Source organism: Chryseobacterium sp. FH1 (assembly GCF_000735135.1).
GTDB lineage: Bacteria > Bacteroidota > Bacteroidia > Flavobacteriales > Weeksellaceae > Epilithonimonas.
Genome location: NZ_JPLZ01000003.1, coordinates 15,981 through 31,765, shown reverse-complemented (window position 1 = coordinate 31,765; position 15,785 = coordinate 15,981). Strand labels below are relative to the sequence as shown.

The following is a 15,785-nucleotide window of genomic DNA, read 5'->3' as shown; positions in this document are numbered from 1 at the left end:
AATAATTAGATTAAAACTAAATCTATTTTACTCCTTCGACAAAGTGAAAAACTCCAAAACAGAATCTGTAATATACTTCAACTGCTCTTCATCCAATTCTGTGTGCATTGGCAAAGAAATTACTTCGTCCAGTAATTTATCTGTATTAACAAAATCTGCGGGATCACTTTTCTGAAAATAGGCTTTCTGTTTTCTCAGCGCCACAGGATAATAGATCATCGCAGGAATTTCTTTTTCGGTAAGATATTGCTGTAACTCGTTGCGTTTTCCGTTGGTAATTCTCAATGTATATTGATGAAAAACGTGTGTCGAGTTTTCTGCTCTTTTCGGCGTCAGGATATTTTCGTTTTCTGCAAAAGCTTCGTCATAATAATCGGCCGCTTTTCTTCTCGCTTCGTTGTAAGAATCAAGATTTGGAAGTTTCTTTCTTAAAACTGCCGCTTGAATACTGTCCAATCTGGAATTTACGCCCACCTCATCGTGGTAATAACGCTCATACATTCCGTGGTTTACGATGCCTCTCAGTCTGTGAGCCAACTCATCATCATTGGTAAAAATTGCGCCTCCATCACCGTAGCAACCAAGATTTTTGGAAGGAAAAAATGATGTTGTTCCGATTGTTCCCATCGTGCCGGATTTTTTCTCCGTTCCATCTGAAAAAATAAAATCGGAGCCAATTGCCTGCGCATTATCTTCTACAACGAAAAGATGATGTTCTTTTGCGATTTTCAGAATTTCTTCCATATTCGCGCATTGTCCAAAAATATGAACTGGAATGATTGCTTTCGTTTTCGGCGTGATTGCTTTTTTGATTGCTTCTGTATCAATTGTAAACGTGTCATAATCTACATCCACCAAAACTGATTTCAATTTTAATAAATGAATCACTTCTACAGTTGCAGCAAATGTAAAATCAGCCGTTATTACCTCATCACCTTCCTGAAGATCCAAAGCCATCAAAGCGATTTGTAGCGCGTCTGTTCCGTTGGCACAAGGAATCACGTGTTTTACATCCAAATAATTTTCCAGATCTGCCTGGAAAGATTTGACTTCCGGACCGTTTATAAAAGCCGCAGAATCCATCACGTTTAGCACTGCATTGTCAACTTCACTTTTTATTTTATAATACTGGCTTTGTAAATCAACCATCTGGATTTTCTTCATATTGCAAATATTTTATGATTAAATGTATTTGAAATCTTAAGGAATATCGGTCTAAACAATTATTGAAACCTATTTCAAATACAAAAACATTATTTTGTAAATTTACATTTATTTATCAGTTTAAAAAATCCAAATCACCAAAACGTGAGAAAAATCTTTACAATTTTGTCGGTTAGCTTTTCTTTGATAGCAACGGCTCAAACCGAATTAGTTTTTGTTTTCTTCAAAGACAAACCCAACAAGGCCGCATTTTATTCCAATCCGTTATCAGAACTTAGCCAAAAATCTTTGGACAGACGAACCAATTTGGGAATCACCCTCTCGGATCAGGATGCACCGATAGAACCAACTTACATCACGAATATTCAGAATCTTGGATTTACAGTTGATGATTACTCAAAATGGCTGAATGGCGTTGCTGTAAATGCGACTCCAGCTCAAATCCAAACTTTGTCCCAACAGAGCTACGTGGACCACGTGGAAAGTTTTGTCCGAAATCCAAACGGCGGAAAACGAAAAGATAAAATTGAAAAGTTCAAGGAATTCAGTCAAGAATCTGCCAATCGAAATGCACTGGCTACTTTCAACTACGGAGTTGGATTGGCTCAGATCGACCAAGTCAATATCCGCGCACTTCACGTTGCTGGTTTCACCGGAACTGGAATGACGATTGCAGTCATTGACACTGGTTTCCCTTCTGTAAATACTGGAAGTGCATTCAAAAGACTGCGCGACAATGGGAAGATAAAAGGTGGTTATAATTTCATCAATAAAACCGATGATATTTACAATCAATCACTCAACTCTCACGGAACCGTTTGCCTAGGGACAATTGGTGGCTATCTAGATAATCAATTTGTAGGAACTGCACCAGATGCTGATTTTTACTTGTACGCCAGTGAAAATGCCGGAATTGAAATCCCAGAAGAACAACTCTACTGGATAGAAGCTGCAGAAGAAGCCGATAGAAAAGGCGTTGATGTGATCTCAACTTCTTTGGGGTACAATGAATTTGATGATAGCAGATACGACTATGTCTATGCAGATATGAATGGTAAAACATCCTTCATTGCTAGAGGTGCACAACTCGCGACTGAGAAAGGAATTTTTGTAACATTTGCAGCAGGAAATGACGGGAATAATCCTTGGCACTTTGTTGCTACTCCGGCAGATAACGAAAAAGTTTTCACCATCGGTTCTGTGACTGCGCAGGGAAACAGTTCTTCTTTTTCTTCTTATGGTCCAAATGCTGACGGCGTAGTGAAACCAGATGGCGTGACAAGGGGATCCGAGACTTTCACCGTTTACAACAACCAGGTCACGCAAGCCAGCGGTACATCTCTTGCAAATCCTTTGGCAGCTGGTGGCGTAGCTTGTCTTCTGCAGTCGGTTTCAAAGAATATTTCAAGAGAAGACATCAAAACCAGACTAAGACAAAATGCATCACTGTATCCAAATTACAATGATCAAAAAGGCTATGGCATTCTCAATTTTTATAAAACCTATCAGACACTTAGTGTCACAGACGTAAAGAAAACGCAGGTCAAAATATACCCAAATCCAGCAAAGAACTTCATCAACATCTCAACTGAGAAACCAATCCAATCCATAGAAATCTACGATGTTTTGGGAAGATTGATAAAAACAGAAACAAAAAATAACATCAATGTTTCTCAACTGGCAAAAGGAAATTACTTCCTCAAGATAAAAACCCGTGATCAGGAATTGATAGAGAAATTCATCAAAGAATAAAGCAAATTAAGAGTCAGATTTATTTGGCTCTTTTTTCATGATTATCTGGGCGCCTTTTTCCGCCCTCCATTCCCGCTTTTTTTGCCATCGCGTTACCAGCCACAAAAAAGAGCTCCATTCAGGTCGGGGCGCTTCGAAGAGGTGAGATATTCTTTAACAAATTACGTTATTAACTTATTTTTAAATTTAACTCAATTTTGCTCAAATGAAAATAATAAAATCATTACTAATTCTATTTTTCTCAATTTTAAGTAACAATTTTTTCTCACAAAATTTAAGGCTTTTTCAACCAATATTAATTGCCAATGCAAAAGATACCATCATCAATGGAAATAAAATCAATAGAGTAATTGCCGACTTTTACAATCCCGATTTTAAAAAGATGGATAAAGAGTACTTGAGATATAATTCCAAATCTCAAATAATCGAAATCTATGATAAAAAATCAGAGACTTTCAAACCTTTCATCAATCTAAATTCTCAGTGAGAAACTGAAGAAAATTATTTTGGCATTTTTAAATATTTTAGAATAACTCAGAGCACAAATAATGAATTTAAAATTTCTCCAACGAGTGGTAATTTTCCTAGTCACTTTCAAAGAATTAATTCTATTGAGATTTTACAAAAAGAGAAAAACTACATTATATTAAAATTTAATTATTCAGATATTTATGGTTTCAAAGGTTATGGCGTTCTGAACTTAATCGATTTTCAATAAAATAAACAAACAAAAAAGCTTTGCGATTGCAAAGCTTTTTATTCTAATTGGTCTTCATAAAATCAAAAGCACCTTTTCGCAAATGGATTCCGTATTCCAGCCAAGCTTTCATACAGGCAAGGAAATTTGCCCAGCCTTCGGTTTGTCCGATTGTCCATTTGACCCCCTTCTCATCCATTTCGTAACCCTCTTCTGATACTTTCACAACGGTTTCATTTTCAGAAAATTTCAGCAATTCTATGGTCACCATCGATTTTGGATCCCAGATGAAAACAATCTTTTCATTTGGAATGATTTCTTTTGTTGTCAAAGGATATGAACCATCAAATTCTGGAAATGACCAAAGGATTTCTTTCCCCACTTCCATTTTTCCAGAACCTTTGGAAATAAAATAATTCTGCATCTGTTCTGGATTGACAATCGCTTCAAAAACCTCAAAAATCGATTTCTGAATGCCAATGGATGCTTTTGCGCTTAGCTTTTCCATAGATTTTATTTTTTTATTAATTACAAAGACACAATTACATCAACATCTAAAATAATTGTGTCTCTGCCAATTCTATCCTTCGTATCCAGAATCTTTACTGAAGTTCACCATCCAGTAAACCCCGAACTTATCTTTGAAACTACCGAAATAGTCACCCCAGAATTGGTCTTCCATCGGCATTTCCACTTCACCGTCGGTAGATAATGTATTGAAAATCCTATCCGCTTCTTCTCTACTTTCCGGAAAAATTGAAATATAATTTCCGTTGCCTTGGTTTAGGCTTTGTCCCATCGATGGAACGATGTCCGACGCCATCAAAAGGTCTTTACCGATTGGTAACGCAATGTGCATCACTCGGTTTTTCTCGTCTTCCGAGAGATTCTCAGTTCCAGGCGCATTGCCCATTTTCATCACTCCACCGACAAATTCTCCACCAAAAACGGATTGGTAAAATTTGAAAGCCTCTTCTGCTGTTCCATCAAAATTGAGGTAAGGATTTAATTTTGGCATAAGATAATTTTTATTAATGATAATTGATGAATGATAAATGCTGAATGCTGAATGATAATTGATAATTGATTAATAATTGAAATCTGTCGCAATTAACCTTTTGCAAGTTACTTTGTAGGATCTGCTACATCTGCCAAATCTGCGAGACAAATCTAGTAATTAGTGCGCCTGTACTTTCGATGGGTCGTCATAATTCACCATCCATTGGATTCCGAATTTGTCTTGCCACATCCCGAAATAAGCGCCCCAAAACGTGTCCTGAAGTTCCATTGTCACTTTTCCACCTTCGGAGAGTTTGCTAAAAAGATTCTGCGCTTCTTCTCTTGAATCTGTGTTGATGGAAATCGAAAAATCATTTCCGTTTTTGTACTCGCCCATGCCTGGCAGAGAGTCGCTTCCCATCAGCGTCGTCTCTTTGGAAATCGGGAGCGAGACGTGCATGATCTGGTTTTTGTATTCGTCCGCCAACGGTGGCATTCCTTCTGTTGGTGGCATATCGCCAAATCTTCCCCAAAATGGGACTTTGGTACCAAATGCGGATTCGTAGAATTTAAATGCTTCCTCACACTGTCCATGGAATGTGAGATAAGGATTGACTGTTGCCATAGTTTTTTAATAAATGATTAATTATAAATGATAGTTGATTAATATTTCAAGTCTTTATCGAAATCATATTTCATTCCTTCATAACCGAGAATCCTGCGCATCAATCCAATCTGTCCGCAGAGATAATCTTCCCTACCGATGCACATTCCGATGAAATTGAGAATATTCTCCGGAAAGAAATCGATGTTCATTCCCATCGGAAAATCCTTGTCCAAATCTTCGTCCGAAATCTCCAAAAGTTTGTTGTAAATCAATGGTGAGATTTGATGAAAGTTTTCTTTCAATTCTTTCAAAGTTGGATAATTCAGATTTTCATCGAGCGCTTTTCCTTGGAAAAACAAATCGTTGTGCGGGTTTTTCAAATCTAATCCTAGTACATTTCCCAACGCAAAGCGCATATCCAGAAAATTTCCGGCCATCCAAACGATGTGATTGGTTCTGCCTTCGATTCTCTTTTTCGCATCGTCTTCAGAAATCCCATGCAAAACGAGCAGAAAATTCTGAGAATGACCACGGAAAGCGGGAATGATGATGTCTAATCTTTTTGATTTTGGTGTGTCCATCGTTTTTATTTTTCCGATAATTCTTTGATGATTTGCAGACCTTTCGTGAATCCGTTGTCAAACATCTCTTTGTAGTTTTCATCGGAATCCACTTCCACTTTCAAAGTTGTTTTGCCATTGTTTTCTTCCAGGTAATAAGCCTCTTTGCTTCCGCTCCAGACTTTCACCTTTTCACTTTCGGTGTCTTCCACGCCGTCGGTTATTTCTCCCAAATGTTTGAAAATCAAATATTTGTTTTTTTCAATTTTATCAATCGTGCTTACCATTCCATTCTTCTTGCTCACATCTGTAAAATAAGTTTTACCGCCCACTTTCCAATCGGTCACCATCTGGGAACCTGGGCTGAAAAAATGGGTCCATTTGGAATACGTGTCTTCCTTCCAAAGGATGTCCCAGACTTTCTCTGCTGGAGCATCGATTTCTGTTTGATACTTAAATGTTTCCATAACTTTTTGATTTAAGAATTAAAAGCGTCTTCAATATCTTTGATATTGATTTTTTTCATCTTCAGCATTGCGTCGAAAGCTTTTTTGTTTTTCTCGGGATTGTCTGTGTTTGTGAGTTCGATTAATTTTTTCGGCGTGATCTGCCAGCTGAAGCCATATTTGTCCTTCAGCCATCCGCACATACTTTCTTCGCCATCAGCCGTGAGCTTGTTCCAAAAAAAATCAGTTTCTTCTTGACTGTCCGTCATAACTACCATCGATGTTCCTTCCGAAAAATTGAATTGATGTTGATGCGAGCTGTCCATCGCCATCATCGTGTAGCCATCAATTATGAATTGCGAATGTCCGATGTTTCCTTCTGGTTCGCCTTGTCCAGCGGGATATTCCATAATGCCTTCGATTTCGGAATTTGGAAAAATTGAGGTGTAATAGTTCAAAGCTTCTTTGCATTTTCCGTTGTTCCTTCCTGTGAACATCATCACGGGCGAGAATTTCTGTTTCGCTTTTTCCGCACCGTAATACAGTTGCCACGAGATGCCGAACTGGTCTTCCACCCAAGCGTACTTTTCGCTCCACGGATAAGAATCTAATTCCATCATCACCTTTCCATTTTCAGACAATTTTTGGTAGTAATTTTCCACCTCATCTTTGGAATCGCACATCATCATCAACGATACTATGAGATTGGGTTTGAACATGGGACCAGCGTCCAGAAACATCAATTTCTGACCCTCGATTTCTATGTTGATGACCATAGACGTTTCCTGTGTGATTTTAGAATTTCTAAAAATCGATGTGTAGAACTTTGCAATCTGACTACCATTGTGGTTGGTCCAGATGCAGGGGAAAATATCGTTGTTCATAATTTATAATTGATAATTGATAAATGATAAATGATAATTGATGTACTGAAATATTATCTGCTTTCCGAATATTTTTTGAAATTATCCAAAATCGCTTGCCAGCCATCTTTTTGGAAATCCAGCGGATTCATATATTCTGGTTCGAAGTTTTCTGTGATTTTGGTTTTGTTGTCAGATAGCTTTTCAAAGATAATTTCGATGTTTCTATGGTCTTCGAAATGGTATTTAAGAAGTTCATTTTCTACAACCTCATCGTAAATCCCCACCAGATCGAAACCGAAACTACCATCTTTTGCCTGCATTCTCACTTCCAATTTTCCACCGACCTTTAAATCGTTTTTTGCGGATGGACATTCCCAGCTCTCGTGTGCAAAGTTCCAATTCACGATATGTTCTGGATTGTTGAAGAAATCCCAAACTTCATTCAAAGGTTTATTGATTTCCGAAGTTACTGTCAGTTTTTTCATTTGTAATTGTTTTTGAGTTTGTCTAAATTCAAAGTTAAATTTCTTATTTAAATCTCAACTTGTCCTGTGGCAATATTTTTAATCAAACAAAAAAATCACCCTTAAGAGAGTGATTTTCAATTTATTATTTTTCAAATTTCATTGGATACTTTACGTTCGCATAACTGTCTATACTTGCTTTGAGCGACCCGACGGCCAACTCAGCTTTTATTAGAACTGGAACTCGATTCTGGTCATTCGTCACCCACATTGTCACGCCTTCCTTGGCTTTGAAAACCCGACCGCTAATCACGGAAGGAATAATTTTAAGACAATTGACCTTACCAAATTTGGTATTGATCTTTTCTGTTCCAACCACTTTTAATTGAAAAGGAAAAAGCTCGTCATCAATCCAAACATTCATTTTCACAACGCTTCCGACTTTCAGGTTGTCCATACTCCTCAAATAATAGAAGCACGACAAAATATCCTGAATATCGTCTGGAACTTTCACTGTTTTTGCCGGCCTGTCGGTGTGTTTTTTATCTACTAGTACCAAGGTATTATTAGCTGGATTGAAGGTGCTTTGCAAATGTTGTGTATAACTTCCCTCGGAGACATTTCGGACATAGAAAAGCGGTTGATTTTTTTCATTAACATAACTTTCGTACACATCTTCCACTTTGAAAAAAGCCTTCGCGGCACCACTTGTTTTCCCAACGCCTTTCACGTAAAATGCTGGCTGACCTTTGTAAGACGTTTTGGTTGTAGTCAGCGTTGCATTACCAGCTGTCAAAAAGCCGTAATGAACTCTGAAACTAATACTTTCCCCAGCATTGATATTATCATACTGCGCAGACAGCGACGAAAAAATGAAAATACCTAAAAACAAAAATATATTCTTCATTAAAATATTTTATAGAATTTTGTAAGACAAATTATTTGCCAAATTTAAAAAACAAAACCCTTCTGCTGTGAAGGGTCTTGAATCTATATATTAATATTACATAATATTGGTTCCGTCCGGAATGACTGCGTTTTTCTTCACCACCACAATTCCTTCTTTGATAGAATGTGTGTCGTAATCGCCGTCTGGATGGTGTTTTCCACCAATAATCCTTACATTGTTCCCTATGTAACAGTTTTTATCTAGTATAGCTTTGTCAATATAACAGTATTTTCCGATTCCCATGCTTGTGATTCCATCCGCTTCATTTTGAGCAACTTGCTGAGCCGTTTGATAATAATCTGCGCCCATCACATAAGAATTGACGATAGTAGAACCACGGTCGATTCTGGTTCTGTTTCCAATGATGCAATTTTCAACTTTGTCGGCTAAAATAATACAGCCATCTCCAAAAATAGTTTTGCTAACATAAGATCCATTAACTTTGGATGGCGGAAGCATTCTCGCTCTGGTATAAATAGGATTTGAACTGAATAAGTTAAACTGAGGTAAATCTTGCGCCAAATCCAAATTCGCTTCGTAGAAAGATTCGATAGTTCCGATGTCTGTCCAATAGCCATCATATTGATAACTCAGTACTTTGTATTCGCCGATAGAAGCTGGAATAAAATCTTTACCGAAATCATCACCTTCGTGCTCGTCAAACAATTTTCTCAAGACATTTTTGCTGAAAACGTAGATTCCCATAGACGCCAAATATTCTTTACCTTGAGATCTGCTTTCATCGCTAACTTCAGATTTCCAATCGCCTAAAATATCAAGACTTGGTTTCTCTGTAAAAGAAGTGATATTGCTACCTTCATCGGCTTTCATAATTCCAAATCCTGTCGCATCTTTGGCATTCACTGGAATGGTTGCAATGGTAATATCGCCGCCGTTTTTTTTATGAAAATTGATCATCTCCTTGAAGTCCATCTGATAAAGTTGGTCACCGGAGAGAATCAAAATGTATTCGTACTCGTATTTTTCCAAATGCTTCATCGTCTGGCGAACCGCATCTGCTGTTCCCTGATACCAATTTTCGTTTTCAACATTTTGCTCAGCGGCCAAGATATCCACAAATCCTTTGCTGAAAATATCAAAGTGATATGAGTTTTTGATGTGTGAATTTAATGATGCCGAGTTGAACTGCGTCAGAACCAAAATCCTGTTCAGTCCTGAATTAAGGCAATTTGAAATTGGAATATCTACCAAACGGTATTTACCCGCAATCGGAACTGCAGGCTTTGATCTTGTATTGGTCAATGGAAATAATCGGCTTCCTCTTCCGCCCCCTAAAACGATGGAGATTACACTTTCTTTCATAAATGCGTTTGGTTATTTTATGATTTAGTTATTTGATTAAAGTTACTCTTTTCTTACCAATATTAAGCCAATATCACTGGGATTTTATTAATAATTGTAAAGATCTGTATAATTTTTAGCGGACCTTTCCCAAGAGAAATCAAAAGACATATTATTATAGATCAATCCTTTCATCAAATCCTTTTGGCTGTAGATGTGCAAAGCTCTTTTGATGGCATGAGCCGCATCTTCTGCGCCAGGGTTTGTGAAGTTCAGTCCACTTCCGCCGGAAGAAATATCCTGCACCGTGTCTCTCAAACCGCCCGTGTATCTAACAATTGGAATAGTTCCGTAGCGCATGGCGTACATCTGATTCAGTCCGCAAGGCTCTACCCTGCTCGGCATCAACAAGAAATCTGACGATGCATAGATCTGATGGGAAAGATATTCTTTATATCCCAAATCTATCGCAAGGTTTATATTAAATTTGTATTGCAATTCTTTTAATTGATTTTCAATTTGCTGGTTACCAGAACCTAAAACTATAATATTCAAAGAACCATTGGTTTCCTGAATACTTCTTTCAATAATCTCAGGAAGAAGGTCGGCGCCTTTTTCGCCCGCAAATCTACCAATGAACCCGAAAAGCGGAAGATTAGGATTAAGGCCATATTCTGCGCAAATCACTCGTTTGTTTTCCCATTTGCCTTCCTCTGCGTAATCTTTATTATAATTAAATTTCAGCATATCGTCGGTCTCGGGATCCCAAACTTCGTTGTCTATTCCGTTGATGATCCCGAAGGCTTTTTGACGTTCCTGATTCATCAAAGGTTCCAAGCCTTGGAAGCTGTAAAACAACTCTTCCAAATAACCACCCGAAACGGCATTGAAGGCATTAGAAGTTTTAATCATCGTTGCCATTGGGTTGATTCTGCCATTCCAATCCAGAAGCCCGGATTTCCAACCGTCGAAATGTGGGAGAAAGCTGGACATCTTCCAATCCATACTCCCTTGATATTCGCCGTTGTGTATGGTCCCAATGGTTTTTACACCTTTCAGAAAGCTAAATTCATAGCAATTGTCAATCATAAAAGGCACCAATCCTGTGTGATAATCATGACAATGGAAAATATCCGGACGAATCTGCATCGCACTCAACCAATGCAACACCGCGTGCTGAAACGCAATGAACTGCTGACTCTCATCCCAATAACCATAAACACTTTCCCGATCCAAAAGCCCCGGAATCTTGACCAAATAAAGGTCAAAGCCAAGCGCATTGCTTTTCTCTTTGAACACCTGCACCTGATACATATTGAAAGACTGATGGATAAAGCCATCAAAGACAATATCAAACTCGTGGCTGTAAAAAAACGGCTTGTTGTACCAAGGCATGATGACGCTGGCATCCAAGCCCATTTTGTTTTGGTATTTTGGCAAAGCTCCTACTACATCTGCCAAACCACCGACTTTCGCCACTGGGTAACATTCCATAGAAAGGTGAAATATTTTCATATAAATCCTCTATTATTTTTATTAGTTTTATAGTCTTCGACTTTGCTCAGACTGACATTTGAGAAATAAAACAATCAACTGTTTGAATTATATTTTTCAAATCATTATAATTTCATTCCTTTTTTTCAGGTTATTTTTTATTTTTAATAATCTCCAATTTTTTTGACTTGGGCTTTTCAACTTTTGATTGTTTCAAGATCAAACCAGACAATGGCGGCAATCTTAGAATTATAGAATTCTCACGATTGTTCCAACCTTCGTCCAATTCTTGGGAGATGACCGCTTCTACTCCGCTTCCGCTATATTTTGTATCATCGGAATTGAGGATCACTTCCCATTTTGAATCTTTCTCAACCCCAATTCTATAATCGAAAGTATTTGGTGTCAGATTCAAAACAGTCATTACAACTTCCTTGTCTTCTTTGCTTTTTCGAAGATAGATGAAGATGGAGTTATCTTTGTCATCTGCATTCACCCATTCATATCCTTTTGGTGAAAACTGCTGCTCGTATAGTGCAGGATAAGTTTTATAAAGCAAATTAAGATCTTTAACAAAATCCTGCAGGTTTTTATGAATCGGATATTCTAACAAATGCCAATCCAAGGAAGTTGTGAAATTCCACTCGTTGGTTTGAGCGATTTCGTCTCCCATAAATAGCAATTTCGCTCCTGGATTGGTAAACATATAAACGTACATTGCCCGCAGATTTGCAAACTTCTGCCACTCATCGCCAGGCATCTTGTAGATCAGGCTACTCTTTCCATGAACAACCTCATCGTGCGAAAGTGGCATCATATAATTTTCATTATACATATACACACTCGTGAAGGTGATTTTATTATGATGGTGTTTTCTATGAATCGAATCTTCTTTGAAATAATCTAGCGTATCGTGCATCCAGCCCATCATCCATTTCATTCCGAAACCGATTCCGTCTTCGTGCACAGGTTTGGTGAGTCTAGGAAAGTCTGAACTTTCTTCGGCAATCGTCTGCACATCGGGAAACTCTCCATAGACAGCGACATTAAAATCCTGAAGGAATTGTTTCGCCTCCAGATTGACGTTGGTTCCGTAGATATTCGGTTCCCATTCGCCTTCGTTTCTGGAATAGTCTAAATGCAACATGGATGTCACCGCATCTACGCGCAATCCATCGGCGTGATAACGGTCTAACCAGAAAATAGCATTTGAAATTAGAAATGATTTAACCTCTGGTCTTCCATAATTAAAAATATAGGACTTCCAATCTGGGTGAAAACCTTTTCTCGGATCTTCGTGTTCATACAAAAACGAACCATCAAATCTATGCAAGCCATTAGCATCGCCCGGAAAATGGGACGGAACCCAATCTAAGAAAACACCGATATTGTTTTTATGAAGCTCGGAAATGAGATACATCAACTCCTGTGGCGAACCAAACCTATTGGTAGCGGCATAAAATCCAGTAATCTGATAGCCCCAACTCGGGTCATAAGGATACTCCATCACGGGCATAAATTCTACGTGGGTAAAATTCATTGCTTTGAGATAAGGTACCAATTTGTCCGCTATTTCGCCATAACTCAAGAACCTCTCTGGATTTCCCGGATCTCTCATCCAAGAGCCAAGATGCATCTCATAGACAGATATTGGAGAATCCAAGCTGTTGTGCTTTGCTCGATTTTTCATCCAATCGTGGTCTTCCCACTCGTACCACGTGGTGCAAACAACAGAGCCTGCCTGCAAAGCATCTTCAAAACAGAGCGCATACGGGTCGGCTTTTTCCAGCAAAATCCCTTCTGTGGTTCTTATGCCGTATTTATAAACTTCGCCCAAATCTAAATGGGGAATGAAGCCTTCCCAGATACCGGATTGGTCCCAACGCCCTGCCAGCTTGTGTGAAAAAGAATTCCATTGGTTGAAATTCCCGATCACCGAAACCTCTGTTGCTGTAGGTGCCCAAACTGAAAAATAGATCCCAGAAACGCCATCTACCTCTAGTTTATGCGAGCCAAACTTCTCGTAGAGTCTCGTGTGCTTTCCCGAGCGGAAAAGGTAAATGTCGAAATCGGTAAAAAGAGAATATGGCTGAACAATCATAGTTTTAGTTATGTGTTATAAATGATGAATTGCAATCAATTATAATACCTTTACCAAGATAGCCATATTAATCGATACATAACAAAAAAGTTTTTGTTAATAAATATTAAAGTTTTACCCTTTTAGAAAGCCACCCTCCTTCCACCGACGGAAAACCCTCCAAAGGAGGTGAATTTTTTATATTTAATTTTGTTTTTGTCCCAATCCTAAAGGGAGAAAATTCCTCTATTTGTTTTTAAGGATCTACGGATTGCGCCCAAAGGTTGACAGCAAATTTTTCTGTTTTTTCAAGCTGTCTTTTGGTGGACTCAAAATCTAGCATTGGGCTGATGAAGAGCCATTTTGTATCTTGTGGCACATAGAAAATCCAATCTTGTGCTGCTAACTTTCTCATACTTGCCGACACCTCCACATCTATCAATCTTTAGTCGAAATGTATACAACCTAAGTATTTTCTGTTTTGCCATGGGTGCTTTTTTGGGTGCTTTCATCTGCTCGCCCCATGATAAATTCTTTTTATCTTTTTTTACAAAAAATCCAATGGACTCTTTACCTTGGCTTTGGAAATATCTGTGATGTGCGTGTAAATCTGCGTCGTTTTGATAGAATTATGTCCCAGAAGCTGTTGCAAAAACCGAATATCTGCACCACTCTCCATCAGGTGTGTGGCATAGGAATGGCGCAAACCGTGGACGCCAATGTTTTTGTTGACTTTTGCTTTTCCCATTGCCTGCTTGAAGACACTTTGCACACTTCTAACAGTATATGCTCCGCCGTACTGCCCTTCGAAGAGGTAATCCTTCGGGCGATAGGTTTTGTAATAACTCCTTAGAAGCACCAGAACGGACTCTGGCAAATTGGTATATCTATCTTTTTTTCCTTTGGCCCCTGCAATGAGAACCAGCATATTGCCACTGTTGATATGTTCTACTTTCAGGTTTACAATCTCGCTTACACGCAGTCCCATCCCGTAGCAAAGTTGCAACATCAACAGGTGTTTTTGGTTTGTTGTATGGTCAAAAATCTTTCGGACTTCTGCTTGCGACAGCATTTTTGGCAATAGCTGAGGTATTTTGGGACGCGGGATATCATATAACATTCTCGATTTTCTACGTACCTGCTCAAAATAGAACTTCACAGCATTGATCCTGCTGTTCAAATGGTTTTCCTTGATTTTTTCTTTCTCTAAGCAGTAAAGAAAGTAATCTTTCAGCCGATCTTCTGAGAGATTGTCTACTGGAAAAGCCTTAAGAATCCTAAGCAGGTGTCCAAACTCTGTAACATATGTCCGGATGGTATTTTTACTATAGGCTTTTAGCTTGAGTTGATCTATAAAATCCGAAAAAGCCTTTTGGTTCACTGGATCTATCTCGGATTTGATGTGGCTTCCCCATTCTTTTCTCTCCAGCCCCAGCGCATCTCTCACGGTTGGAAGATCTGGCAAATGCCAGGCTCGGTATGTATTGCTCCATTTGGCCGATGGAAAAGCTTTTCTAAGTTCTTGAATCAACGTGTAGTTTTTCTCAAAACGAATCCAAATAACGTTTTTATCTCTGTGCGTACCAAAACTGAAATTGTATAAATCTAAGTCCATCCTAAATGTGTTTTGCATTCGCATTTTAAATATTTGCTCACAGAACAATCAATATTATCTATTAATAATGCGAAAGATAAAATTAGTAAAAAAAACTAATGACACTGCGATGTTATTAAAAAAATAAATTCTTCTTTTCTTTTTAACAAACTTTCGTATATTTGAGTGTTAGCGGTCAGCTTAAATAACGACACCGACAAAAATGAAAAAAGAAATTATATCCCAAATAATTGGACAACTAAAACAAGATGACAATTTCCCTGATTGGTGGAAAAGTGAAGAAATATCCATTCCGTTTTTCGAAAATGAGAAGTTGACGATAACTTTTATGGATTTTGAACCTGAACACGACAAGACTTTTATCGAAGAAGCTGACCAAGCTTTGAGAAATTTTCTTGCACTAAAAACAGATGACCGAAATTCAATTTCAGAATTAGCATACAAAAACTGTATGGACTTTTTGGAAGCAGTAGAATATGACGAAGATGACGAGCCATTAAGACAAATAAATAACAAAAACGAAATTTGGAACTTTATCCACCCCAGTGAAATTTATGTAACAAGACGACATTATAAAGACCAAGATATATATGTTTTCATTGCTTGTGAATGTGACTGGGAACAAGAACACGGACTTCAATTAGTATTTAGACAAGGAAAAAAGCTTACAAGAATAAGCGACCAAGATGGACATCTAACAGAAGCCGATGCCTATGACAAACCAGACGAACAAGATGAACTTTTATCAAAGTTTTAAAAATGAACCAAAAAAAGCCGAACCGCTAACAAG

Annotated in this window: 17 protein-coding genes; 3 read left to right on the top strand and 14 right to left on the bottom strand. The window is 38.1% G+C overall.

What is annotated here, in order from left to right; genetic code table 11:
- Positions 1–27: 27 nt before the first annotated feature.
- Positions 28–1,164: a DegT/DnrJ/EryC1/StrS family aminotransferase gene (locus IO90_RS04415; RefSeq protein WP_034964382.1), complete on the bottom strand. Its 1,137-nt coding sequence runs from the start codon at positions 1,162–1,164 to the stop codon at positions 28–30.
- A gap of 144 nt (positions 1,165–1,308) precedes the next feature.
- Between IO90_RS04415 and IO90_RS04410 the strand changes: the two genes are divergently transcribed.
- Positions 1,309–2,916, top strand: coding sequence for a S8/S53 family peptidase (locus IO90_RS04410; protein WP_034964380.1), 1,608 nt, complete (start codon positions 1,309–1,311; stop codon positions 2,914–2,916).
- 205 nt (positions 2,917–3,121) lie between these two features.
- The gene (locus IO90_RS04405; protein WP_034964378.1) at positions 3,122–3,403 is read left to right on the top strand and encodes a hypothetical protein; all 282 of its coding nucleotides are present in this window, start codon (positions 3,122–3,124) and stop codon (positions 3,401–3,403) included.
- A gap of 274 nt (positions 3,404–3,677) precedes the next feature.
- Here IO90_RS04405 and IO90_RS04400 read toward each other — a convergent pair whose 3' ends face one another.
- The 13 genes from IO90_RS04400 to IO90_RS04345 form a co-directional block, all read right to left on the bottom strand.
- Positions 3,678–4,121 (bottom strand): SRPBCC domain-containing protein, encoded by a 444-nt coding sequence (locus tag IO90_RS04400; RefSeq protein WP_034964377.1) that lies wholly within the window; start codon positions 4,119–4,121, stop codon positions 3,678–3,680.
- 72 nt (positions 4,122–4,193) lie between these two features.
- Positions 4,194–4,631: a VOC family protein gene (locus tag IO90_RS04395; RefSeq protein ID WP_034964376.1), complete on the bottom strand. Its 438-nt coding sequence runs from the start codon at positions 4,629–4,631 to the stop codon at positions 4,194–4,196.
- A 159-nt stretch (positions 4,632–4,790) separates the two neighbouring features.
- Complete coding sequence (locus IO90_RS04390) at positions 4,791–5,237, bottom strand: VOC family protein (RefSeq protein WP_034964375.1); 447 nt, start codon at positions 5,235–5,237, stop codon at positions 4,791–4,793.
- Between the two features lie 38 nt (positions 5,238–5,275).
- The gene (locus tag IO90_RS04385) at positions 5,276–5,800 is read right to left on the bottom strand and encodes a hypothetical protein (RefSeq protein WP_034964374.1); all 525 of its coding nucleotides are present in this window, start codon (positions 5,798–5,800) and stop codon (positions 5,276–5,278) included.
- Positions 5,801–5,805: 5 nt separating this feature from the next.
- Entirely contained in the window at positions 5,806–6,246 is a 441-nt protein-coding gene (locus IO90_RS04380) for an SRPBCC family protein (RefSeq protein ID WP_034964372.1), read from the bottom strand.
- Between the two features lie 11 nt (positions 6,247–6,257).
- Entirely contained in the window at positions 6,258–7,109 is an 852-nt protein-coding gene (locus IO90_RS04375; RefSeq protein WP_034964370.1) for a VOC family protein, read from the bottom strand.
- Positions 7,110–7,162: 53 nt separating this feature from the next.
- Complete coding sequence (locus IO90_RS04370) at positions 7,163–7,576, bottom strand: SRPBCC domain-containing protein (RefSeq protein WP_034964368.1); 414 nt, start codon at positions 7,574–7,576, stop codon at positions 7,163–7,165.
- A gap of 124 nt (positions 7,577–7,700) precedes the next feature.
- Positions 7,701–8,462, bottom strand: a complete 762-nt coding sequence (locus IO90_RS04365) for a DUF3108 domain-containing protein (protein ID WP_034964367.1) — start codon at positions 8,460–8,462, stop codon at positions 7,701–7,703.
- 96 nt (positions 8,463–8,558) lie between these two features.
- On the bottom strand, positions 8,559–9,827 hold the full coding sequence (locus tag IO90_RS04360) for a glucose-1-phosphate adenylyltransferase (protein ID WP_034964366.1): 1,269 nt from the start codon (positions 9,825–9,827) through the stop codon (positions 8,559–8,561).
- Between the two features lie 87 nt (positions 9,828–9,914).
- Entirely contained in the window at positions 9,915–11,321 is a 1,407-nt protein-coding gene (locus IO90_RS04355) for a glycogen synthase (RefSeq protein WP_051878282.1), read from the bottom strand.
- Between the two features lie 130 nt (positions 11,322–11,451).
- On the bottom strand, positions 11,452–13,401 hold the full coding sequence (glgB, locus tag IO90_RS04350; protein ID WP_034964363.1) for a 1,4-alpha-glucan branching protein GlgB: 1,950 nt from the start codon (positions 13,399–13,401) through the stop codon (positions 11,452–11,454).
- A 235-nt stretch (positions 13,402–13,636) separates the two neighbouring features.
- Entirely contained in the window at positions 13,637–13,795 is a 159-nt protein-coding gene (locus IO90_RS18945; protein ID WP_165570238.1) for a hypothetical protein, read from the bottom strand.
- 132 nt (positions 13,796–13,927) lie between these two features.
- Positions 13,928–14,995, bottom strand: coding sequence for a tyrosine-type recombinase/integrase (locus IO90_RS04345; RefSeq protein WP_034964361.1), 1,068 nt, complete (start codon positions 14,993–14,995; stop codon positions 13,928–13,930).
- A gap of 202 nt (positions 14,996–15,197) precedes the next feature.
- Between IO90_RS04345 and IO90_RS04340 the strand changes: the two genes are divergently transcribed.
- Positions 15,198–15,752: a DUF6985 domain-containing protein gene (locus tag IO90_RS04340; protein WP_034964357.1), complete on the top strand. Its 555-nt coding sequence runs from the start codon at positions 15,198–15,200 to the stop codon at positions 15,750–15,752.
- Positions 15,753–15,785 lie beyond the last annotated feature (33 nt).